General features: G+C 65.5%; 19 protein-coding genes. 10 read left to right on the forward strand and 9 right to left on the reverse strand.

Annotation, left to right across the window (positions count from 1 at the left end; all coding sequences use genetic code 11):
• Positions 1-8 precede the first annotated feature (8 nt).
• Positions 9-689 carry a TetR family transcriptional regulator gene (locus HBE63_RS05705; protein WP_371814922.1) on the reverse strand — a complete coding sequence of 227 codons (681 nt, stop codon included), beginning with the start codon at positions 687-689 and terminating at the stop codon, positions 9-11.
• A 366-nt stretch (positions 690-1055) separates the two neighbouring features.
• Here HBE63_RS05705 and HBE63_RS05710 point away from each other — a divergent pair, with 366 nt between their 5' ends.
• Positions 1056-1922 (forward strand): FAD-binding protein, encoded by an 867-nt coding sequence (locus tag HBE63_RS05710; RefSeq protein WP_166903885.1) that lies wholly within the window; start codon positions 1056-1058, stop codon positions 1920-1922.
• Here HBE63_RS05710 and HBE63_RS05715 read toward each other — a convergent pair.
• From HBE63_RS05715 to HBE63_RS05725, 3 genes are read right to left on the reverse strand one after another with little or no spacing between them, the layout of a single operon-like run.
• Positions 1902-3764 carry a putative bifunctional diguanylate cyclase/phosphodiesterase gene (locus HBE63_RS05715; protein ID WP_371814923.1) on the reverse strand — a complete coding sequence of 621 codons (1863 nt, stop codon included), beginning with the start codon at positions 3762-3764 and terminating at the stop codon, positions 1902-1904. The genes HBE63_RS05710 and HBE63_RS05715 overlap by 21 nt on opposite strands.
• 17 nt (positions 3765-3781) lie before the next feature.
• Positions 3782-5974: an Rv1355c family protein gene (locus tag HBE63_RS05720; RefSeq protein ID WP_166903887.1), complete on the reverse strand. Its 2193-nt coding sequence runs from the start codon at positions 5972-5974 to the stop codon at positions 3782-3784.
• Positions 5971-6726, reverse strand: a complete 756-nt coding sequence (locus HBE63_RS05725; protein ID WP_166903888.1) for a hypothetical protein — start codon at positions 6724-6726, stop codon at positions 5971-5973. The genes HBE63_RS05720 and HBE63_RS05725 overlap by 4 nt, the downstream gene beginning before the upstream one ends.
• Before the next feature lie 460 nt (positions 6727-7186).
• Here HBE63_RS05725 and purU point away from each other — a divergent pair, with 460 nt between their 5' ends.
• The 4 genes from purU (at position 7187) to HBE63_RS05745 (ending at position 10987) form a co-directional block, all read left to right on the forward strand.
• Positions 7187-8077, forward strand: coding sequence for a formyltetrahydrofolate deformylase (purU, locus tag HBE63_RS05730; protein ID WP_166909423.1), 891 nt, complete (start codon positions 7187-7189; stop codon positions 8075-8077).
• A gap of 22 nt (positions 8078-8099) precedes the next feature.
• A complete protein-coding gene (locus HBE63_RS05735) occupies positions 8100-8552 on the forward strand; it encodes a MaoC family dehydratase (RefSeq protein WP_166903889.1) in 453 nt (150 codons plus the stop codon).
• Between the two features lie 177 nt (positions 8553-8729).
• The gene (locus tag HBE63_RS05740; RefSeq protein WP_166903890.1) at positions 8730-10082 is read left to right on the forward strand and encodes an NAD(P)/FAD-dependent oxidoreductase; all 1353 of its coding nucleotides are present in this window, start codon (positions 8730-8732) and stop codon (positions 10080-10082) included.
• A complete protein-coding gene (locus HBE63_RS05745) occupies positions 10079-10987 on the forward strand; it encodes an alpha/beta hydrolase (protein WP_166903891.1) in 909 nt (302 codons plus the stop codon). The genes HBE63_RS05740 and HBE63_RS05745 overlap by 4 nt, the downstream gene beginning before the upstream one ends.
• A gap of 86 nt (positions 10988-11073) precedes the next feature.
• Here HBE63_RS05745 and HBE63_RS05750 read toward each other — a convergent pair whose 3' ends face one another.
• The 3 genes from HBE63_RS05750 to HBE63_RS05760 are packed head-to-tail and all read right to left on the reverse strand — an operon-like array spanning position 11074 to position 14598.
• A complete protein-coding gene (locus HBE63_RS05750) occupies positions 11074-12564 on the reverse strand; it encodes a class I adenylate-forming enzyme family protein (RefSeq protein ID WP_166903892.1) in 1491 nt (496 codons plus the stop codon).
• Between the two features lie 6 nt (positions 12565-12570).
• Positions 12571-13392 carry a mycofactocin-coupled SDR family oxidoreductase gene (locus tag HBE63_RS05755; protein ID WP_166903893.1) on the reverse strand — a complete coding sequence of 274 codons (822 nt, stop codon included), beginning with the start codon at positions 13390-13392 and terminating at the stop codon, positions 12571-12573.
• Positions 13393-13416: 24 nt separating this feature from the next.
• On the reverse strand, positions 13417-14598 hold the full coding sequence (locus HBE63_RS05760) for an acyl-CoA dehydrogenase family protein (RefSeq protein ID WP_166903894.1): 1182 nt from the start codon (positions 14596-14598) through the stop codon (positions 13417-13419).
• A gap of 66 nt (positions 14599-14664) precedes the next feature.
• Between HBE63_RS05760 and fabG the strand changes: the two genes are divergently transcribed.
• From fabG to HBE63_RS05785, 5 genes are all read left to right on the forward strand, one after another.
• Entirely contained in the window at positions 14665-15453 is a 789-nt protein-coding gene (gene fabG, locus HBE63_RS05765; RefSeq protein ID WP_166903895.1) for a 3-oxoacyl-ACP reductase FabG, read from the forward strand.
• Positions 15450-16670, forward strand: coding sequence for an acetyl-CoA C-acetyltransferase (locus tag HBE63_RS05770; RefSeq protein ID WP_166903896.1), 1221 nt, complete (start codon positions 15450-15452; stop codon positions 16668-16670). The genes fabG and HBE63_RS05770 overlap by 4 nt, the downstream gene beginning before the upstream one ends.
• Entirely contained in the window at positions 16667-17860 is a 1194-nt protein-coding gene (locus HBE63_RS05775) for an acyl-CoA dehydrogenase family protein (protein ID WP_166903897.1), read from the forward strand. The genes HBE63_RS05770 and HBE63_RS05775 overlap by 4 nt, the downstream gene beginning before the upstream one ends.
• A gap of 3 nt (positions 17861-17863) precedes the next feature.
• On the forward strand, positions 17864-18532 hold the full coding sequence (locus HBE63_RS05780) for a GntR family transcriptional regulator (protein WP_166903898.1): 669 nt from the start codon (positions 17864-17866) through the stop codon (positions 18530-18532).
• Between the two features lie 93 nt (positions 18533-18625).
• Positions 18626-19831 carry a CaiB/BaiF CoA-transferase family protein gene (locus HBE63_RS05785; protein ID WP_243858529.1) on the forward strand — a complete coding sequence of 402 codons (1206 nt, stop codon included), beginning with the start codon at positions 18626-18628 and terminating at the stop codon, positions 19829-19831.
• Here the strand turns inward: HBE63_RS05785 and HBE63_RS05790 are convergent.
• Positions 19828-20307 carry a nuclear transport factor 2 family protein gene (locus tag HBE63_RS05790; protein WP_243858530.1) on the reverse strand — a complete coding sequence of 160 codons (480 nt, stop codon included), beginning with the start codon at positions 20305-20307 and terminating at the stop codon, positions 19828-19830. The genes HBE63_RS05785 and HBE63_RS05790 overlap by 4 nt on opposite strands.
• Entirely contained in the window at positions 20304-21143 is an 840-nt protein-coding gene (locus HBE63_RS05795; RefSeq protein WP_243858532.1) for an SDR family oxidoreductase, read from the reverse strand. Before HBE63_RS05795 ends, HBE63_RS05790 begins: the two co-directional genes overlap by 4 nt.
• Between the last annotated feature and the right edge of the window lie 35 nt (positions 21144-21178).

A 21178-nucleotide genomic window follows, 5' to 3' on the forward strand; every position in this document is an offset into this window, starting at 1 on the left:
CGTTCCTATCACTTTGTGCGGTGGCGCAGTGGCGCCGCCTTCTTGATGCCCACTGCGGTGCGTCGCCGGATGAATTGTTTGAGGTAGCCGAGCCGGTCTGGCTCGACGAACCCGGCCATCGCCAGCAGCCAGCTGTGCTCGAGGTCGGTGAGAAACCGCGCTGGATCGTCGAGGTCACTGGTCTGACGCACGCCCAGGTATATCGACACCAACAACCGGGCGACCGCCTCGGGGTCTGTCTCAGCGGTGAAATCGCCTTCGCCGATGGCCCGTTTGGCGATGCCGGCGAAGCCCTGCACCCATTCGTTCAGCACCCGCGGGCCCAGGTCGTCGGCCCGGCCGATGGATTCGACGAGGTTCAGGCAGGCCCGGGCGATGGGGTCACCGATGTCTTCAGCGGCAACCAGGCCCGAGAGATCGATCAATGTCTCCGCTCCGGACAGGTTGCGGGCCAGGACGTCCTCGATTGCCTTCCGGGCGCGCTCGGTCCGGTGTTCGACGATCGAGACCGCCAGTGCGTGCTTGGACCGGAAGTGGAAGTACAGCGCGCCCTTGGTGACGTTGGCGTCGGCCAGGATGTCGTCGAGGCTGACCAGGCTGTAGGGAGTGCGGGCGAACTGTCGCGCCGCCGCCTGCAGGATCTGGAGGCGGGTCAGCTCTGCTCGCCGGTCGAGCTGCTCAGTCACCACGGGGCCTTCCTGACTCTGATCGGCAGGCGGCCGTCTGATTAGTCGTCGCCACCAGCAGACTCAAAGTCTTCGCCGTACGTGCATAACATTCTAAAGGTATGTATCGTGCTTAGGGTGATAACTCTTGGTTCGTCGCGGGCTGCCCGCCCGGCTGCGGCGTTCGCCACGGCCGCGGGCGCTGTGGCGAGTGCCACCATTTGGCGGTCGGCAGTAGCCAAGGGCTATCCTGGAAACGTTGCCATGGCCTGCACCGGCAATCCCCCTCGAATCCCGGTGCGGGCCATGGCGACCTCAATTTCTGGTGCCTACCAAGATTATTCGATCTTGATAATGCACCCGGTGGTTCAGGCGGAGTGTCACTAGCCGATGTGGGATGACGAAGTCGACGTCGTTTGCTGTGGCTCGGGCTTCGGAGCATTGGCCGCAGCCGTAGCGGCGGCGGATGCCGGGCTTGACGTGCATATCGTGCGTCCGGGAGCCCCTCGATCGCTAACGCCCGGACCGGAGACATCGTGGTTGGGTGTGGGCGTCGAGGATCCCGAGACCCGCGAGTACTTCGATGCCCTGTCGGCGGACCTGAAACCTCTCGCTGACGCCGAGTACGACACCGCCCTGATGGTCCGGGCGGTCAGTGAATGGACCCCCGTTTCCGGACGTGGCCGGATCGCGCCGTTCTACGGTGCTCGGCTGCAGGACTGGGCACAGCGATGCCTGACTTCTCCCTACGGCGTGCTCTACACGCGGTTGGCGGACCGCGGTACCACCTCGATGACGTCCGGCACCGGTGAGGAAATCCAGGTCAAGATGCTGGGCGCGCTGGAGGCCGAGCCGGCCACAGGCACCGCAGCGGTGCTCGGTGACTGGTTGTCGGCCCAGGTACACGACCGGCAGATCCCGACCGTGGACAACGCCACCCTGCAGCGCCTCGTGTTCGAGGAGGGCGAAGTACTGGGCGCGGTGATCGATACCGCAGACGGTCCGTTGGCCCTGCGGGCCCACCATGGCGTGGCCATATCGACGGAACCTCATGGTGCCTCGACCTCGGTGGCTGCTCAGCTCATTGAACCCGGCAAGCTCGTGCAGGTGGGCCTGGTCGGTTACAGCGCGAGCCGATTCGGCCGACTGGAACTGTTGGAGGTCGGGCGGGGCGGAGCGGTATCGGGCTATTGCAGCTCCGGCGGGGTGCACGACTCGAAGCGTGAGTCGTATCGATCACGTGCGCGGCGCAGCTGAGAAGTGCACCGGCACCCGCCCTCTGGCCAGTAGCGCGGCCATCTCGGGGCCGAGGATCGGTTTGGACAGCAAGAAGCCCTGGGCGCGGTAGCAGCCGTGCCGCAACAGCGTCAACGCGGCACGTTCGGTCTCCACGCCCTCTGCCACCAGTTGGAGGCCGAAAGCTCCGGCCAAGGCGATCACCGCACGCACGATCGGTAGATCGCCCGGGTCCGAACCGAGTCCGGCGACAAAGCTGCGGTCGATCTTGAGGGTGTCCACCGGCAGGGACTTCAACAGCGACAGCGCGCTGTAGCCGGTGCCGAAGTCATCGATGGCCACCTGCACGCCCACCTTGTGCAGTCCGGTCAGTGTCGAGCGGGTGGTTTCGATGTCCTGCACCACGATGCTCTCGGTGATCTCCAGACAGACCGATCCGCGGGGCAGGCGGAACTCCTTCATGACGCCGGCCACCGATTCGACGAATCCGTCGGTCACCAGCTGCACCGGCGACACGTTGATCCGGAGCACGATGTTGCGGCCGACACCGTTGGACCGCCACCGGGCGAACTCGGCGCACGCGTTCCGGAGCACCCAGCGCCCCAATTCTCCTGCCAGGTTTATGGATTCGGCCACACCGATGAAAGAGTCGGGGGATAGCAGGCCTCGGGTCGGGTGCTGCCAGCGGACCAGGGCTTCGGCGGCCAGCACCTCGCCGGTACGCATGTCGATCTCGGGCAGGTAGTGCAGCACGAGCGCGCCGCTCTCGATCACGCTCTGCAGGTGCAACTCGATGTCGTTGCGGAAGTCGATCTCCATCGCCATTGCATCGGAGAACACCGCGACCCGATTGCCGCCTGAGCTCTTGGCGGTCAGCACCGCGTGGTCGGCTCGGTTGAGCAGATCGGAGGTGGAGTCCCGGCCCGGCATTCCTTCGGCCAGGCCGATGCTGACGGTGCGGGTGAGCATCTCGCCTTCGATGGTCACCCGTTCGCGCAGCACCGACTGGAGTCGATAGGCGAGTGCGGTGGCCGCCTCGACGGTCATCGATGCCGCAGGGACGACGACGAACTCGTCACCGCCGAGTCGCGCGATGAGCTTGGGTTGGTCGTCCCCGCGCTGTAACCGTTCGGCCAGGATGCTGATGAACGCATCTCCCGCGGTATGGCCCAGGTAGTCGTTGATTGCCTTCAGCCGGTCGAGGTCGAAGAACATCACCACCACGGGCCCGGGCTGACCGGGGGCCAGCCGGGCTTGCAGGTGCGCCATCAGCGCCCGGCGGTTGTACAGCCCGGTCAGGTGGTCGTGATCGGCGAGGTAACGCAACCGGTCTTCAGCCTCGATGCGGGCCTGCACCTGAGCGAACAACGACGCAATCGCCTTGAGCGCGTTGAGCTCTGCGGGTAGCCACTCGCGGTCGCCGAACTTGACGAAACCCAGGACCCCGGTGGTGATGTCGCCGGACAACAGCGGCACGCACGCCATCGAGGTGGTCGGGATGTGACGTCCGGCCTCGATCGTGCGCTGGTAGTCGTCGGTGGCGGGTTCCGGACGGAACACCGCCGGTTCCTTGAGATGCTCGGCCATCGCGAAAACCGGGTCGGCATCGGCGAAGTGGATGACGGCGATCGGGTCGGTCGGAGAGTCGAGCGGACGCGGCGGCCACTCGGCCACCAGCCGTGTCGCATGGGCCTCGTGATCGTTGTGACGCAGGAAGCTCACGTCCACGTCGAAGAACGAGACCAGCTCGGCGAGCACCTGTTGGCTCACCGAAACCGACGTTGCCGCGTCGACGGCCATGAGCTGTGTCGCGACCGACGTAACGAGCAGTTCGAGGCTGCCTGGCACCAGATACCTCCGCATATACCTCTGCACCGACCTCAGCCGCACTGTGGCGTCGAACCCGATCGGGCTCGACGCCGGCTGCGTACCGTTGGACGCTGCGCGTAGGACAACCTGAGCACGAGCGCCTGCGAGTCCTCGCGTTCTGTGCTGGTCAACCTACGAAAAGCGTACTGCAGGTCGCGCAGTGCATCGGCATGGCTGGGCGACAGTGCATCGCGGTCCCGGTCGTCGTGCGCGTAGAGGAACACCGGCGACACCGGTTGAACCGCCAGCCCTTGCTGTTGGGCGCCGACCCAGACGGCCTCGACTGCCGATCCCGCCAGTGCGTAATCGGTCAGCCGGCGGCCACGGACCGTGACGATCGCCAGCGCGGAGCTTGAGGTGACCCGCTCAAAGGTGTCGTCGCCGAGCGCCGCGCCGCCGTCCCAGTCCGACAGCTTCGCCATTACCTCGGGCCGGCGCAGGATGTCCAGCACCACCATGTCGGCCGGGTCCAAACCGAGCGTCCTCACCTCGATGCCGGTATCGGGTTCGGCATCGCCGGGCCACCGCAGTTCCGAGATCATCTCCCGGTGCAGAGTCGGCGTCAGATAGCGGATCCGGTCCGCCTCAGCCAGTAGGCCAGCGGCGGTTTCGATCTCGGCCGGATCGACGAGGACCGTCAGCTCGGCACCCTCCTTGCGGGCGGCGGTCCGCAGACCGTCGAGCACGGCGGGGCCGATCGGAGCCGCCGTGCCCCGGAGTCGATTGGTCTCCCGGGCCAGCATCGGTTCGTAGAGTTCAGCCAACTCCGGCGCACTGCCCGGGGTGAACTTCGCTATCCCGTACAAGGGCGTGCCCTCGTCGCCGCGGGACCACTGCACGTGCCCGGTCAGGCCGTGTGCGGCGGCGGCTACCCGGGAATTGAACGCGGCCGCTCCCAGCGCCACCGCGCTGCCGCGGTATCCGACGTCCATGGCCGTGGTGCATTTCGTCGCCAACCGGAGGCTGATCCGGTCGTCGCTCGCCTCGATGTGCCACGGCTGGACATTGCCGCCCGAGGGGGCGCGCGTCGCCGCGTCCGTGAGGATGTCTGCCAGCCCCGTCGGTTCGGTTTGGACTTCCGCGGGAACGGATGCGGACGTCGGTGCGGACCGGGTGGCCAGTGGATCACTGATCCGGTCGAGCGCGTCGGAGACGTCGACGCGCACCCGCCCGGACGGCATCGGCTCACCCAGACCGATGCGCCGCACGGCATTGGCGACGACGGTTGCCCCGAGTACGACCTCCGCGGCCAGTTGGGGCCAGGTGCTCAGCGTCTTGCCGACCTCGACCAGCGAAGCCGCCATGCGGGGCGAGAGCTGAGGCGCGTCGAGAATGCGCAGGACGTGTGGCACCTTGTCCTTGCTGCTGAGCCCGGCCAGGTCGCGCGCGGCGATGTCACCGAGCAGGCCGTGCAGGAGCGGCCGTGCGGGTTCGAGGTCGAACCGTTCGACGTCGAGCAGCCCGCGGTCGCCGGTGGTCATCAACACCGGCAGCCGTCGGGCCCGAGCGGCCTCGCGGACAAGCACTTTCGCGTCCAGTGAGTCGCATTCCTCGACGACGACGTCGAGCCCCAGCAGGAACTGGTCGATGGACTCGGGCACCGCACCGTTGCGGTCGATTCCAACCTTGATGTAGGGGTCGATCTCGGCGATCCTGCGTGCGGCTACGACCGCCTTGTTCAACCCCAGATCGAACACGGTGCCGGGTACCCGGTTGAGGTTCGCCAACTCCAGTTCGTCGAAGTCGGTGAGTCGGATCTCGCCGCACAGACCCTCGGTGGCGAGGTTATAGGCGACGGCGTGTCCGACGCTGAGGCCGATGACGCCGATCTTCAGGCGCGACAACCGCTGTTGTTCCTCGGCACTGATGAGATTGCGGTTGCGATCCAGGCGTAACCGATTGAACGCCGTCGGCCCCAGAATATGGACCAGGCACCGGCGCCACGGGTAGTACGCCCACCGGGTCGGTTCACTGAGGATTTCGGTGTCGACCGTAGGGATCAGAGTGTGCAGTGCGGCCTGCTGTTCACGGCATTCATCGATGACGGTGATGCGCGGGTCGCGGCGTAACTGGTCGAGGGTGCTTCCTGACCGATCTTCGTCGTCGATGAAGATCGCTCGATATTGATCGGGGTCGTTGTGATCGTTCAATGGGAGATTCTTGATGTTGGTGGAGGCGCTTTCCTGGGTCTCTTCGGGGATCATCGCCGCGCCTCGGTGGAGGCGAGGGCGTCGAAGCCGACGGTTCGGGGGTGCGTGCCGATTCGTTGGGCTTCGGCGAAGTACCGCGACAGCTGCCCCGCATCGGCGTGGTTGGCGAAAGTTCTGCTGTCCCACCACATCATCTTGGTCTGGTATCGCTCGTCTGGATACGGTGTCGCCGGGATCTTCGCTGCAAGTACTCCGCCGGATGACAGCCAGCGTTTCAGCACATAGGCGGCCGCGGTGGCCATACCGAACTGAATGTCCAACAGCGTCATGGCATGCAGCGGCATGCGCGCCAGGGTATCTGTCAGTGCGCGACTCTGTTCTGGGTCGTCACATACCCAGGCGGTCTTCATCTCGACCACTCCGAAGGGCAGGCGGTCGGCGATCATCTTGCGTACCGCGTCGAGTGCGGGCTGTCCGCTCCATTCCACGACGGCGTGGCTTTCGTCGACGCTGCGATAGGGCCCCTTGGCCCGCAGTCCGCCTACAACTTGGCCCGAGGTGTTGATGCCGACACAGAACAGCGCCGTATCCTCGCCTGTCCGTAGGGCTGTCGGGTCCAATGCTCGCTCCACTGCATGCTTGCGGTAATTGGACCGGGCTCCGCGGACATATTCGTTCCACAGTTCGCGCTCGGCGGGCGGGCGGGCCACGACGATCGTGCACTCGCTGTCGGGGTCCCACCAGGTTGGGCTTTCGTCCAATGTCACGCTGCGGTGGGCGACGGCATCGAGTTGGGGAGCGGTCATCTGGAATCCATTTCGTCGGTCAGCCGTGCCTTCCGACTGGACGGCTGATTTTGATGTGCGCCACGGTGTTGCGAATGCGTGTGATGAGTATTGCGCCGCCTCGTGGGGGAATTCCAGCGAGCTGAGAAATCTTGTCTGATCGCGGGACGAATTCCCCGCGGGCATCACCGATTTACTCACCAGTACATGCAATTTTGGCAAATTCGACAATCATCATTGATGCCGAATATGTCTGTTTGACACGCTCTTGGCAAAAATTATGAATTGACGCCGATGTCGAATGGGCGGTCCCCGGGCGGCGGCGCAGGCTTTTGCTGTGGCGGTTCTCAGCCAGCCCTTAGTGGGATTGTGCGTCGCGGTGAATGTCGATCGACTTGGCGAGGGGCCGGGCCTTTCGGATCGGCTGCGCATTGGCGGGTTGTGTGCCGACAGGGAGAGCTGAGATGAGATTCTGGTGTCGATGACACAGGAGTACCCGAAATCAACTGCTCTGCCGGCTCGGGATGTCGGCAGGCTGTTGCTGCGCTGCGGAGACCGGCCCGGCCTGGTAGCGGCGATCAGCGGCTTCCTCACCGGCGCCGGAGCGAACATCGTGTCGCTGGATCAACACTCCACCGAGCAGACTGGCGGTACCTTCATCCAGCGCACGATTTTCCACCTGCCGGGCCTGGCCGCGGTGCGCGACGAACTCGAGCGTGATTTCACGCAGCAGGTGGCCGAGCCGTTCGCGATGGACTTCCGGCTCACGGAGGCCTCCAAACCCAAGCGCGTGGCACTGATGGCTTCCCGCGAGGACCACTGCCTGCTGGATTTGTTGTGGCGCAACCGGCGCGGTGAACTCGACATGTCGGTGGTGATGGTCATCTCGAACCATCCCGACCTGGCCGATCAGGTCCGCGCGTTCGGGGTGCCGTTCCTCTACGTCCCGGCGACCCGCGAGAACCGGGCCGAGGCTGAGCAACGGCTGCTGGAGTTGTTGCGTGGCAACGTCGATCTGGTGGTGCTGGCCCGGTATATGCAGATCCTGACTCCCGAGTTCCTCGATGCCGTTGGCTGCCCGCTGATCAATATTCATCACTCATTCCTGCCGGCGTTCATCGGTGCGGCGCCGTACCGCAGGGCCAAGGAGCGCGGGGTCAAGTTGGTCGGCGCGACAGCGCATTACGTGACCGGCGATCTCGATGAAGGGCCGATCATCGAGCAGGACGTGGTTCGTGTGGACCACCGCCACTCCGTCGGTGACCTACAGCGACTGGGTGCCGATGTCGAACGGCTGGTGTTGTCGCGGGCGGTGCTGTGGCACTGTGAGGACCGCGTAATCCGGTTCGGGAATCAGACCGTAGTCTTCTGACCACGGTTCGGGAGGAGTGAGCGTGAAAGTCTTCAATGGTCTTGACGAATTCGTGGCGGCAGCGGGCAGCGAGCTCGGTCCGACCGACTGGCTCGAGATCACGCAGGATCGGGTGAATCTGTTCGCCGACGCCACCGATGACCATCAGTGGATTCACGTCGATCCTGAGAGGGCGGCGGGTGGCCCGTTCGGCGGCACCATTGCGCACGGCCTGCTCACGTTGTCGTTGTTGCCGCACTTCACCCATCAGCTGTATCGCGTCGACAATGTGAAGTTGGCGGTCAACTACGGCTACAACAAGGTTCGGTTCATCACGCCGGTGCGGGTCGGGGCCAACGTGCGGGCGCGGGCGGCGATCGCCGACGTCGCGCAACTCGACGGCGCGGTGCAGGCGACCATGACGGTGACGGTCGAGATCGAGGGCTCCGAGAAGCCCGCCGCGGTCGCCGAATCGATCGTCCGCTTCATCGGCTGACGGTTCTTCCGCGAGCAGCACAGAACTGCCCATTTTCACGCGAAAATGGGCAGTTTTGGTGGGTGCCCCTCCCGCTTGCGGGGACTGCTCGCCGTCGTCTGACAGTTGTCAGAATTCATTGACGCCCGTCAAAGGCCGCTGCTAGTGTTCTGCATCACAATGTGAAGGAGCACTGTTTTGCAGCGTTCACTGCCGCGGACCGCGATCATCGGCTCGGGCATCAGCGGGCTCACCGCCGGCAAGATGCTCAAGGACTACCGGGTTCCGTACACCACGTTCGAAGCGTCGGACCGCATTGGTGGAAACTGGGCCTTCGGCAATCCGAACGGACACAGTAGCGCGTACCGCTCACTGCACATCGACACCAGCAAGCATCGGTTGTCGTTCAAGGACTTTCCGATCCCCGAGCACTTCCCGTCGTTCCCGCACCACTCCGACATCAAGGCCTATCTGGATGCCTACGCGAATGCCTTCGGACTGTTGGAGAACATCGAGTTCAACAACGGGGTGGTGCGTGCGACCCGGTCCGACGGGGGCGGTTGGGAGATCGAGGATCAGGACGGAGCCCGCCGCGAGTTCGATCTGCTCGTCGTCGCCAACGGCCACCACTGGGACCCCCGACTCCCGGAGTTCCCCGGGACGTTCACCGGTGAGCAGATCCACTCGCACCACTACATCGACCCGAAGGTACCGCTGGAGCTGACCGGCAAGCGGATCCTGGTGGTAGGCATCGGGAACAGCGCCGCCGACATCACCGTCGAGTTGTCATCCAAATCTCTGCAGAACGAGGTGACGCTGTCCACCCGATCGAGCGCGTGGATAGTGCCGAAATACATTGCGGGACAACCGGGAGACAAATACTTCCGCACCAATACGTATCTCCCGTTGTCGTGGCAGCGCAAGATGGTCCAGCTGATCGGACCGATGCTCGGCACCGATCCGACCATGTACGGACTGCCGGCCCCAAATCACAAGCTGTTCGAAGCGCACCCGACGCAGTCGGTCGAGCTGCCGCTGCGGCTCGGATCCGGTGATGTGGTTCCGAAGCCGAACGTGTCCCGGTTGGACGGCGACACTGTGCATTTCGAAGACGGGACCAGCGGCGTCTTCGATGTGATCGTGTACGCGACTGGCTACAACATCACCTTCCCGTTCTTCGACCCCGAGGTCGTCAGTGCGCCCGGTAACCACATCCGGCTCTACAAGCGGATGTTCAAACCCGGTATCGATGATCTGGTGTTCATGGGTTTCGCCCAGGCGATTCCGACGTTGTTTCCGTTCGTCGAGTGTCAGTCGCGACTGCTCGCGGCCTACGCGGTCGGACGGTACGGACTGCCGCCGGTGGCCGAGATGGAGCGGGTGATCGATGCCGATCAGCAGCTGCACGGCGGACACTGCACCGACCGGCCCCGGCACACCCAGCAAGTGGACTACTTCTACTACGAGCACGACATCCGCGTGCGTGAGCTACCGGCAGGGGCTAAACGTGCCGCAGACGGTGCCGGCCTGACGGTGGGAGTGACGCCGTGACTCGCACCGACCTCACGTTCTATTCGGCCGGTGACCGGTGCAGCGCCTGGCATTTCTCCGCCGCAACCGATGACTTCGCCGGTCCGGCGGGACGGCCGGTGGTGGTCATGGCGCACGGGTTCGGCGGCACGATGGACTCCGGCTTGGAGCCTTTCGCCGAATGCTTCGGCGCGGCCGGCCTGGATGTGGTGGCCTTCGATTACCGTGGGTTCGGCGCATCGGACGGGAAACCGCGGCAGAGCGTATCGGTCGAGCGGCAGATGACCGATTACGGCGCGGCCATCGCGGTCGCCCAACAACTGCCGGGTGTGGATCGCAGCCGGGTCGTGCTGTGGGGATCGTCGTTCTCCGGCAGCCACGTCCTACGGGTGGCAGCACAGTGCGCCGATGTCGCTGCGGTGATCGGCATGACCCCGTTGACCAGTGGGCTGGCCGCCAGCCGCGCAGCCGTGGCGCACCGCGATGTCGCATCGGCATTGCGCTGGACCCTGGCGGGGGTGAAGAGTCGCGTGGCCGTGGCGGCGGGCCGGGCGCCGACCCTGATGCCGCTGGCGGCCAAGCCGGGGGAGGCCGGCGCGTTAGCCCTCAATGGTGCCTACGACAGCTACACCGCGATCGCCGGGCCGACGTGGCGCAACGAGGTCGATTCGGCCATCGGGATGGAGCTGGTACAGATTCGCACCGGGGCCGCGGCCAAGGCCCTGAAATGCCCTGTGCTGATTCAGATTGCCGACTTCGACCGGTTCGTGCCGGCCAACTCGGTGATGAAGACGGCGGTGCAGGCCAGGGCCCAGGTTCATCACTACCCATGCGATCACTTCGATGTGTGGCCGGGGCATGACTGGTTCGACACCGCTGTCGAGGACCAGGTGAAGTTCCTGACCCGGACGTTGCAGCCAGCCTGACCGGTTACCTTCCCAGCGCGAGCAGACGCGAATGTACCCGGACGAGGGGAAAATGGGGTAGCTACACGTCTGCTCGCGGGGTGCAGTTACGGGGTGTACAGCGCCGCAACGTCTCCCGGCCGCACCTTGAGCGAGGCATTGCGGGGGAGTGCGTCGACGACCGCGACGGCCACCGGCACGTGATGGCTCGGCAGCGCCTCGCGCACCAGGTCTTTCAATTCGGCTTCGGTGGGCGCGACGGCGTCTCGCCGCAGCTCGACCGCGGCGAACGGCACCGCGCCGAGGCGAGCATCGGGAACGCCCACGACGCACGCGTCGAGCACACTGGGATGTGAGATCAGCACCCGTCGAACGGTTTCCGGCAGGATCTTGAAGCCACCGCGGTTGATCGCGCCGTCGCCGCGTCCGTGCAGGGTGACGAACTCGTCCTCGTCGATCGAGGCCAGATCGGTGGTACGTACCCAGTTCGGGCCGATGACCGTGACACTGGCTTCGAGCATCCCGACGGTGCCGGCCGGGACTTCGGCGGTCGTGTCGGGGTCTACGATGCGGACCCGCACGCCGGGCAGGGGCCGCCCGACGCTGTCAGGTTTGTCCGCGCCATAGCGGCGATGCAGCTCGGGGGTCCAGCTGCACACCGATCCGGCGAATTCGGTTGCCCCATAGGCCCACAACAACGGGATGCCGTAACGGCCCTCGAACTCGGCCCGCAATTCCGGCTCCAACGGCCCGGAGCCACCCGAGAGCCCCTCTAGCGACGCCAGATCCTCGGGTGGAACGTCGGCCTGCAGCAGCATCCGGAGGATCGCGGGTTGCACGCCGGCCCGGGTGATCCGATACGTCTTGATCGCCTGGACCCACTCGGTGACGCTGAACTTCTCCAGCAGCACCATGCGCTTTCCCGCGCACGGCGCGGCCAGCAGTTGGCAGACGCCGATGCTGCCGAACGGCCAGTACACCAGGGCGGGCGGGGTGTCGGGGCCGACCACCTCGCTGCCCGCTCCGATGGTCATGCTCAGGACGGTGTGGGCAAGCACATTGGTGGCCACCGGAATTCGTTTCGGCGGTCCGGTGGTGCCGCTGGTCAGAATGTGCAGACCGGACTGCTCCAGCGTGGGGTGGTGCCGGTTACCGGGCTGTCGCGCCGCGGCCGCGCCGACCCGGAGCGGATCACCGGACAACACGAGACCGGCGGAGCCGGAGGAGGCTACCGCACCATGTAGCTCAGGCGTCCAGTCATCGATGTCGGCGACAATCGCCGGCAATGCGAGGCTTTCGACGTCGCGGGCGATCGCGGTGGCGGATTGGTACGAGTAGATCATCACCACCGGGCGCCGCGTCGCGATGAACCCGAGGATCGTCGCGGCGTGGGCCACCCGGTTGCGTACCACGATGCCGACGGACTCGCCGGGCCCGACGCCTGCGTCCTGCAGCGCGACCGAGACCTGCTCGATGAACCACGTAATCTCGTTGCCCGAATACCAGTTTCGGGCGAACTCGATGAACGGCCGGTCGCCGTAGGCGTCCAGCCCGGCAGCCAGCACGTCAGCGAAGTCCGTGTTTACTGGGCTGGACACGCCGGCCTAGAACTGCGTGGAGCCCAGATCGACGGCGACCCGACTGGCCGTGACATACCTTGACTCGTCGCTCGCCAGCCAGATCGCCGCGTCCGCGATGTCCTCGGGTTCGGCGATGTAGTCCGGCAGGAACGGGGTGACCATCTGCATCAGGCCGGGGTTGGTGTCGTTGGCCCGGTTGAGTGCAGCCAGCATGTCACCGGTGCCCATCGGGGTGTTGACCGCGCCAGGATGCAGGCTGTTCACCCGGATCTTGTGCTTGCCCAGCTCGGCGGCGAACGCCCGGGCCATACCGGCGACAGCGTGCTTGCTGGCCGTGTAGTGCACCATGAACGGCTGCATCTTGATACCGGCAGCCGAGCTGATCAGGATGATCGACCCGCCACGTCCGCCGTCGATGATGTGCTGGGCGCCGGCCATCACCGTGTTCCAGGTGCCGGTGACGTTGATATCCATGACGTCGCGGAAGGATTCGGGGGTGGTCTCGTTCCACGGCTCGGGCACCGTGATACCCGCGTTGGCGACGATGACATCGAGCCGGCCGAACTCGGCGACGCCCTTGCCGACGATTGTCCGCAATGCGTCGTGGTCGCGGGTGTCGGTGGCGGTGGCGATGATCCGCTTGCCGGTGGCCTCGACCAGGCGCACGGTCTCGGCGAGATCCTCGGGGGTCGCCGAGTCGTAGGGCACGCTCGGCGGCAGCGGCGCGGCGATGTCGACCGCGATGATGTCGGCGCCCTCTTTGGCCATCCGGATCGCATGCGCGCGTCCCTGCCCACGGGCAGCTCCGGTGATAAAGGCGACCTTTCCGGCGAGCCGCTGGGTCATGGATTCTCCTTAGTGAATAGGTATTTAGAGTTGACGCTGGGCGGCCTTGACCAGCCCGCCGCCGATGATGAGCCGCTGGATCTCGCTGGTGCCCTCGTAGAGACGCAGCAGCCGGACTTCCCGGTAGATGCGCTCGACCGGGACCTCACGCATGTAACCGGTACCGCCGTGGATCTGCACCGCGAGATCGGCTACGTTGTCTGCCATTTCGGTGCAGAAGAGCTTGGCCGCCGACGGGGCGATGCGGCGGTCCTCGCCAGACACCCAATTGGCTGCGGCGTCGCGGACCAGCGCGCGTCCGGCCATCACGCCCGTCTGCTGGTCGGCGATCATCGCCTGCACCAACTGGAAGCTGCCGATCGGCTGGCCGCCCTGGGTGGCCGCGGCGGCATAGGCTACCGATTCGTCGAGCGCGCGTTGGGCCGACCCCACTGCCAGCGCTGCGATGTGTACCCGGCCGCGGGCCAAGGAGGTCATCGCGGCGCGATAGCCGACGTCTTCGCTTCCTCCGACGAGTGCGGTGGCCGGCACCCGCACGTCGGTGAAGTTGACGTCTGCCGTCCAGGCGCCTTCCTGTCCCATCTTGGCGTCCTTCGCGCCGACTTCGACGCCGGCTGCGTCGGCGGGGACGAGGAAGACCGCGATCCCCGCACCTTTCTCGTCAGCCGGGCGGGTGCGGGCGAACACCACGAAGAGATTCGCGGTGGGCGCATTGGTGATGAACCGCTTCTGGCCGTCGATCACCCAGTCGTCCCCGTCGCGAACCGCCTTGGTGCGCAAGCCCGCCGGATTGGATCCGGCGCCGGGCTCGGTCAGCGCGAACGAGGCGACGACGTCACCGGAGGCAATGCCCTCCAGCCACCGGGTCTTCTGCTCGTCGGTGCCGAACCCCACCAGCACCTGCCCGGCGATCCCGTTGTTGGTGCCGAACATCGACCGCAACGCCAGCGAGGTATACCCGAATTCCATTGCCAGTTCGACATCTTGGGCCAGGTTGAGCCCCAGACCGCCCCACTGCTGAGGGATCGCGTAGCCGAACAACCCCATGTTCTTGGCCTGGTCGCGCAGATCGTCGGGCACCTTGTCGGTGGCCAAGATCTCGTTCTCGCGGGGCACCACGGCGGTGCGGATGAAGCTGCGGGTCTGCGCCAGGATCTCCCGAAAATCCTCGTCGCTGACTTCGGCAAGGGCCGCGGTGGTGGTCACAGGGGAGCTCCATTTCGTCGCGCGGGATTCGCGGGGCTGATGAATCTCCAATATCGTATATGAAATATGATCTGGTTCAGACAGAGCCCCCGGGATCGAAAGTTAGGTGATCAGGTGTCGTTGCTGACCGGACAGACTGCAGTGGTGACAGGCGGTGCCCAGGGTCTGGGCCTGGCCATCGCGAAGCGCTTCATCGACGAGGGTGCCCGGGTGGTGCTCGGCGACGTCAACCTGGAAGCCACCGAGGCGGCCGCCCAAGAGCTCGGCGGGCCCGAGGTGGCGACTGCGGTGCGTTGCGATGTGACGTCGTCCGCTGAGGTCGAAGCCCTCGTGCAGGCCGCCGTCCAGCGATTCGGTGGGCTGGACATCATGGTCAACAATGCCGGCATCACTCGCGACGCGACGTTGCGCAAGATGACCGAGGAGCAGTTCGACCAAGTCATTGCGGTGCACCTGAAGGGGACCTGGAACGGCACCAAGTCGGCCGCGGCCATCATGCGGGAGAACAAGCGCGGCGCGATCGTGAACATGTCCTCGATCTCCGGCAAGGTCGGGTTGATCGGCCAGACCAACTATTCGGCGGCCAAGGCCGGCATCGTCGGCATGACCAAGGCCTCGGCCAAGGAACTCGCCCACCTCGGGGTACGGGTCAACGCCATCCAGCCCGGACTGATCCGGTCGGCAATGACAGAAGCCATGCCGCAACGGATTTGGGATCAGAAGCTGGCCGAGATCCCGATGGCCCGGGCCGGTGAACCCGACGAGGTGGCCAAGGTCGCGCTGTTCCTGGCCAGCGACCTGTCGTCGTACATGACGGGCACCGTGCTCGAGGTGACCGGCGGTCGGCACGTATGAGCACCCGCGAGGCGGTCATCTGCGAGCCGGTCCGCACGCCGATCGGTCGCTACGGCGGGATGTTCGCCTCCCTGTCCGCCGTCGAACTCGGCGTCGCCGCGCTCAAGGGTCTCTTGGGGCGCACCGGGGTGGCACCGGATCAGGTGCAGGACGTGATTCTCGGCCACTGCTATCCCAACAGTGAGGCCCCGGCGATCGGCCGGGTGGTGGCGCTGGACGCCGGGCTGCCGGTGACGGTTCCCGGCATGCAGGTCGACCGCCGTTGCGGGTCCGGACTGCAGGCCGTGATCCAGGCATGCCTGCAGGTGCGCAGCGGCGACAACGATCTGGTGGTGGCCGGCGGCGCCGAGAGCATGAGCAACGTCGCGTTCTACTCGACCGATATGCGTTGGGGTGGGGCCCGAGGTGGCGTGCAGATTCACGACGGGCTCGCGCGAGGCCGCACCACTGCCGGTGGGCAGTTCTACCCGGTGCCCGGCGGAATGTTGGAGACCGCCGAGAACCTGCGCCGCGAGTACGGCATCACCCGGGCCGAGCAGGACGAACTTGCGGTGCGATCGCATCGCAGCGCCGTGACGGCCCAGGAGTCAGGTGTGTTGGCCGACGAGATCATTCCGGTCACCGTCCGTGACCGTAAGGGTGAGCGCGTCGTCGACACCGATGAGCACCCGCGTGCCGGCACCACGGTCGAGGCCCTGGCCAAGCTCAAACCCGTTCTGCTCAAGCAGGATCCGGAATCCACTGTCACCGCCGGCAACTCCAGTGGTCAGAATGATGCCGCGTCGATGTGCATCGTGACCACCCCGGAGAAGGCCGCCGCGTTGGGCCTGCGGCCGTTGGTGCGGATGGTCTCGTGGGGATCGGCGGGCGTCGCACCCAATGTCATGGGTATCGGTCCGGTGCCGGCCACCGAGGTCGCGCTGGCCAAGGCCGATCTGCAGCTGAGCGACATCGACCTGATCGAACTGAACGAGGCGTTCGCCGCCCAGGCGCTGGCGGTGATGAAGGAGTGGAAGTTCGGCGAGGCCGACTTCGAGCGCACCAATGTCCGGGGATCCGGTATCTCGCTGGGGCATCCGGTCGGGGCGACGGGTGGGCGGATGCTCGCCACGCTGGCCCGGGAGCTGGATCGGCGTCAGGCCCGCTATGGGCTGGAGACCATGTGCATCGGTGGCGGGCAGGGGCTCGCCGCTGTGTTCGAGAGGGTGGCATCGTGACCAAACTTGCCCAGACCCTGGGGCTCACGGAGTTCCAGACCGAGATCGTCTCGACCGTACGGCAATTCGTCGACAAGGAAGTCATTCCAACCGCCCAGGAGTTGGAACACTCCGACACCTACCCGCAGGCCATCGTCGACCAGATGAAGGACATGGGCCTGTTCGGGTTGATGATCCCCGAGGAGTACGGCGGGCTCGGCGAGTCGCTGCTCACCTACGCGTTGTGTGTGGAGGAACTCGCCCGGGGCTGGATGAGCGTATCCGGGGTGATCAACACCCACTTCATCGTCGCGTACATGATCCGGCAGCACGGAACCGATGCTCAGAAGCAGAAGTTCCTGCCGCGCATGGCCGTTGGTGAGACCCGTGGGGCGTTCTCGATGTCCGAGCCCGAGCTCGGCTCGGATGTGGCGGCGATCCGTACCCGGGCGAAGAACAACGGCGACGGCACGTACACGATCGACGGTCAGAAGATGTGGCTGACCAACGGCGGGAGTTCGACGCTGGTGGCTGCGCTGGTGCGCACCGATGAGGGTGCCGACAAGCCGCACCGCAACCTGACTGCTTTCCTGGTCGAAAAGCCTTCCGGCTTCGGTGAAGTGGTTCCAGGACTGACCATTCCGGGCAAGCTCGACAAGCTCGGCTACAAGGGCATCGATACCACTGAGCTGATCTTCGACGGCTACCGTGCCGGCTCCGACGATGTGCTCGGCGGTGTCACCGGGCAGGGCTTCTTCCAGATGATGGATGGTGTCGAGGTCGGTCGCGTGAATGTGTCTGCGCGCGCCTGCGGAGTCGGGATCCGCGCCTTCGAACTTGCGGTGCGCTATGCGCAGCAGCGTGAGACCTTCGGCAAGCCGATCGCCGAGCATCAGGCGGTGGCATTCCAATTGGCCGAGATGGCCACGAAGGTCGAGGCTGCCCATCTGATGATGGTGAACGCCGCCCGGCTGAAGGACTCTGGCGAACGCAACGACGTGGCAGCGGGCATGGCCAAGTACCTGGCCAGTGAGTTCTGTTCGGAGGTCACCCAGCAGAGCTTCCGGATCCACGGCGGCTACGGCTATTCCAAGGAGTACGAGATCGAGCGGCTGATGCGCGACGCGCCGTTCCTGCTGATCGGTGAGGGCACCAGCGAAATTCAGAAAAATATCATCAGTAAGCGACTCCTGTCCGACTATCGGGTCTGAGCCGTGTCCATACCCGATTTCGCGGCGCGCCCGCAGCTGGCCGAGGATGTGGCACGGCTGATCCGTCGGCGCATCTTCGACGGCAGCTACCCGGCCGGGAACTACATCCGCCTCGAACAGCTCGCGGATGAACTGGGCATCAGTGTGACGCCGGTCCGCGAGGCGTTGTTCGGTCTGCGCACCGAGGGGCTGCTGACCCAGCAGCCCCGGCGGGGGTTCCTGGTGCTGCCGGTCACCCGGCGGGACATCGATGACGTGGCCGGGGTGCAGGCGCATATCGGCGGACAGTTGGCGTCGCGGGCGGCCGGTCAGATCAGCGACGGCCAGCTGGATGAACTCGACCGGGTCCAGCGGGAGCTGGAGGACGCGTATGAGCACAACGATCATGAGCGCGCGGTCAGGCTCAACCACGCGTTCCATCGGGGGGTGAACCGCGCGGCCGAGTCACCGAAGCTGGCCCAGCTGATGTCCCAGATCACCCGGTACGCACTGGAATCGGTGTATCCGACGGTCGAGGGCTGGCCCGAGCAGTCCACGCACGACCACCGCCGGATCTTGGCCGCGCTGAAGGCGCGCAACGGGGATGCGGCCCGCGACGCCATGGCTGAGCACCTGTGTGCGGCGTCCAAGCCTCTGACCGATCACCTCGAGCGCCTCGGCGTGCTCGAGTAGGGCTCAAGTAGACCCGCGAGCAGACGCAAACTCGCACATTTAGGTGCAAGAATGTGCGAGTTTGCGTCTGCTCGCCGAGAGAAGGGTGGGGCAATGCCAGGTATGCCAGGTACGCCAGGGGTTCTCGACGGGATTCGGGTGCTCGACTACGGCCGATTCATCGCCGCACCGTGGTGCAGCGCGATCCTGGCCGACATGGGCGCGGACGTTCTGCGTGTAGAGAAACGTGAAGGCGGGGAGGACCGTTGGGTGCAGGCCGTCACCGAGGGCGGTGAAGGGGGCACCTTTCTGCAGTGCAACCGCAACAAGCGTTCACTCACGCTGGACTCCACCACGGCCGAGGGCGCCGAGGTCACCAGACGTCTGGTGGCACAGGCCGACATCGTGATCGCGAACATGCCGGCGGCCGGGATGCGAGCCAGCGGACTGGATTACGACACGCTCAAGGCGGTCAAACCCGACATCATCCTGGCCAGCGCCACCGCCTACGGAGAGGGCGGTCCGTACAGCGACAAGATCGGTTTCGATGGTGCCGGGCAGGTGATGTCGGGTGCGGTTTATCGGCAGGGTCTGCCGGATCTGCCGATCCGGACGGTGGTGCCCTATGCGGATTTCGGGACGGCGCTGACGTTGGCCATCGGCGTGATGATGGCGCTGTATCACCGTGACCGCACGGGGCAGGGGCAGCATGTCGAGGGCGCCCTGCTGCCCACCGCGCTGATGTTGTCGAATGCCTTCCTGATCGAGCGGGAACTTCTGCAGGTGGATAAGCCCCGGATGGGCAACAAGGGTGCTTCGGTGGCGCCGTGCGATCTCTACCGCACCGCTGACGATCAGTGGGTCCTGCTGCAGGTGGCCGGCCAGCCCATGTTCAAGAGATGGTGCCGCCTGATGGGCAGGGAAGAACTGTTCGACGATCCCCGTTTCGCGAACGACGACATCCGTTGGACCAACGGCGACGTCCTCAACGACATCATGGCCGACTGGTGTGCCGACAAAACCAAAGCCCAGGTGCTGGAACTCCTGGAAAGCGCGAAAATGCCTGCCGCCCCGTTGCATTCCCCACAGGACGTCCTTGACGACCCGCACGTGCAGGCCATGGGCTACCTGCAGCGGATGCCGTTCCCCGGGGCGTCGCGGGATGTGCCGATCATCGAAACACCGTTCCGGATGTCGGCGACGCCCGGCACGATTCGCCGACGGTCTCCGCTGCTGGGAGAACACACCGACGAGGTGCTGGGTGAGATCGGTTATGACGCAACGCAGATCGCGGAACTACGGGCGAACGCGATCGTCTAACGGAGCAGCGCCCGCGCTTCGGGGCTTCCGTTCAGCGCTCGGGTGGTGCGGCGCACGATCTGCCACCCGCCATCGATACGACGCAGCGCGAAATGGTTCGCCCCGGCACGTGCCACGATCCACTTCTCGTCCCGGTACACCACCAGCAGTGATTCACACACTGCCTCCGCGGTGTCGCCGTCGAGTGTGACCCGGGCAGGACCGAGAAAATGACAGGCGCCTCGGGCGATGAGCGTTTGATGCGCATCCGAGTTCACCATGGCCTCTACATCGGCGCGGTTGCGCATCTGCCAGCCTTCGACGTCGTAGCTGCCGTCCTCGCTCCACAACCCCGCAACATCAGTGGCGGCACCGGCATCGACGAGCGGGCCGTAGGAGGCGATCAGCTGCGTCACCTCAACCTGGTCGCTGAGTATCTGGAGACGCTGCTCGAGGTCACGAAGTCGGGATTCGATGGGATCTCCCTGCTGCTTCACTGGGCGTCTGGCTTTTCCGCGCCGATCAGCCGGCGCATCATCCTGTCGGTCCGGAGGATGGTCGCGGCGCGGTCCGGGTTGCTGTGGGCAAGAGCGACTTTCGCATGCTGCGAGATGACGTGCAGGGGGCCGTTGCCGAGCGCGGTGAGACCTTCAGCGGCGACGTCGTCAGGCTCGGAAACCGCCATGCCGGGGATGTCGAAGTTGAGTCCGACCCGGTCCATCGCCGGGGTGCGGGTCACTCCCAGGACGAGCTCGAGCACGTCGACGTTGTGGTCTCGCAATTCCAGCCACAGGCTCTCGGCGAAAATCCTGCCGAATGCCTTCACCCCGCCGTACACCGTGTGCCGGTTCGACCCGAGGTAACCGGCCATCGATCCGACGAGCAAGATGCCTCCACGTCGGCGGTTGCGCATCGCGGCACCGAAGTGATGAACCAACGCCAGGGGGGTGGTGACGTTCAAGTCGATGACCCGCTGAAACGCGGCGAGATCGCCATCGAGGAACTCTGCGCTGTGCGTGTTGGCGCCGGCGTTGTGGACCAGCAGGCCCACCTCGACGTCCGAAACTGCCTCGGCGACAGCGTGGGCCGAGGAGGGCTCCGAGAGATCGACGCTGAGCGTGCGAACTTCGACCGAGAGGGCGCGACAGAGTTCGGCGGTTTCCTCCAGCGTACCTGCCTTGCGGGCGACGAGGAGCAGGTTTGTTCCGGCTTGCGCCAGTTGGAGCGCGAATGATCTGCCGACACCTTCCGAGCCACCGGTGACAACGGCCCACGGGCCGTACTTCTGAGCATTGAACGCCGTCACGTCGAGCCGGGAGCCTTCTTCGGTCACCAGTCTGTTGTAGCATCGCGTTGTCCATATTTCTA

The organism is Mycobacterium sp. DL440, from assembly GCF_011745145.1.
GTDB lineage: Bacteria > Actinomycetota > Actinomycetes > Mycobacteriales > Mycobacteriaceae > Mycobacterium.

What these genes read in the sequence shown, in the direction of transcription:
- HBE63_RS05720 (WP_166903887.1), bottom strand. Translation starts at nt 5,974, where the DNA reads ATGATCCCCGAAGAGACCCAGGAAAGCGCCTCCACCAACATCAAGAAT.
- HBE63_RS05785 (WP_243858529.1), top strand. Translation starts at nt 18,626, where the DNA reads ATGCCAGGTATGCCAGGTACGCCAGGGGTTCTCGACGGGATTCGGGTG.
- HBE63_RS05755 (WP_166903893.1), bottom strand. Translation starts at nt 13,392, where the DNA reads ATGACCCAGCGGCTCGCCGGAAAGGTCGCCTTTATCACCGGAGCTGCC.
- HBE63_RS05725 (WP_166903888.1), bottom strand. Translation starts at nt 6,726, where the DNA reads ATGACCGCTCCCCAACTCGATGCCGTCGCCCACCGCAGCGTGACATTG.
- HBE63_RS05770 (WP_166903896.1), top strand. Translation starts at nt 15,450, where the DNA reads ATGAGCACCCGCGAGGCGGTCATCTGCGAGCCGGTCCGCACGCCGATC.
- HBE63_RS05715 (WP_371814923.1), bottom strand. Translation starts at nt 3,764, where the DNA reads ATGCGGAGGTATCTGGTGCCAGGCAGCCTCGAACTGCTCGTTACGTCG.
- HBE63_RS05710 (WP_166903885.1), top strand. Translation starts at nt 1,056, where the DNA reads ATGTGGGATGACGAAGTCGACGTCGTTTGCTGTGGCTCGGGCTTCGGA.
- purU (WP_166909423.1), top strand. Translation starts at nt 7,187, where the DNA reads ATGACACAGGAGTACCCGAAATCAACTGCTCTGCCGGCTCGGGATGTC.
- fabG (WP_166903895.1), top strand. Translation starts at nt 14,665, where the DNA reads ATGATCTGGTTCAGACAGAGCCCCCGGGATCGAAAGTTAGGTGATCAG.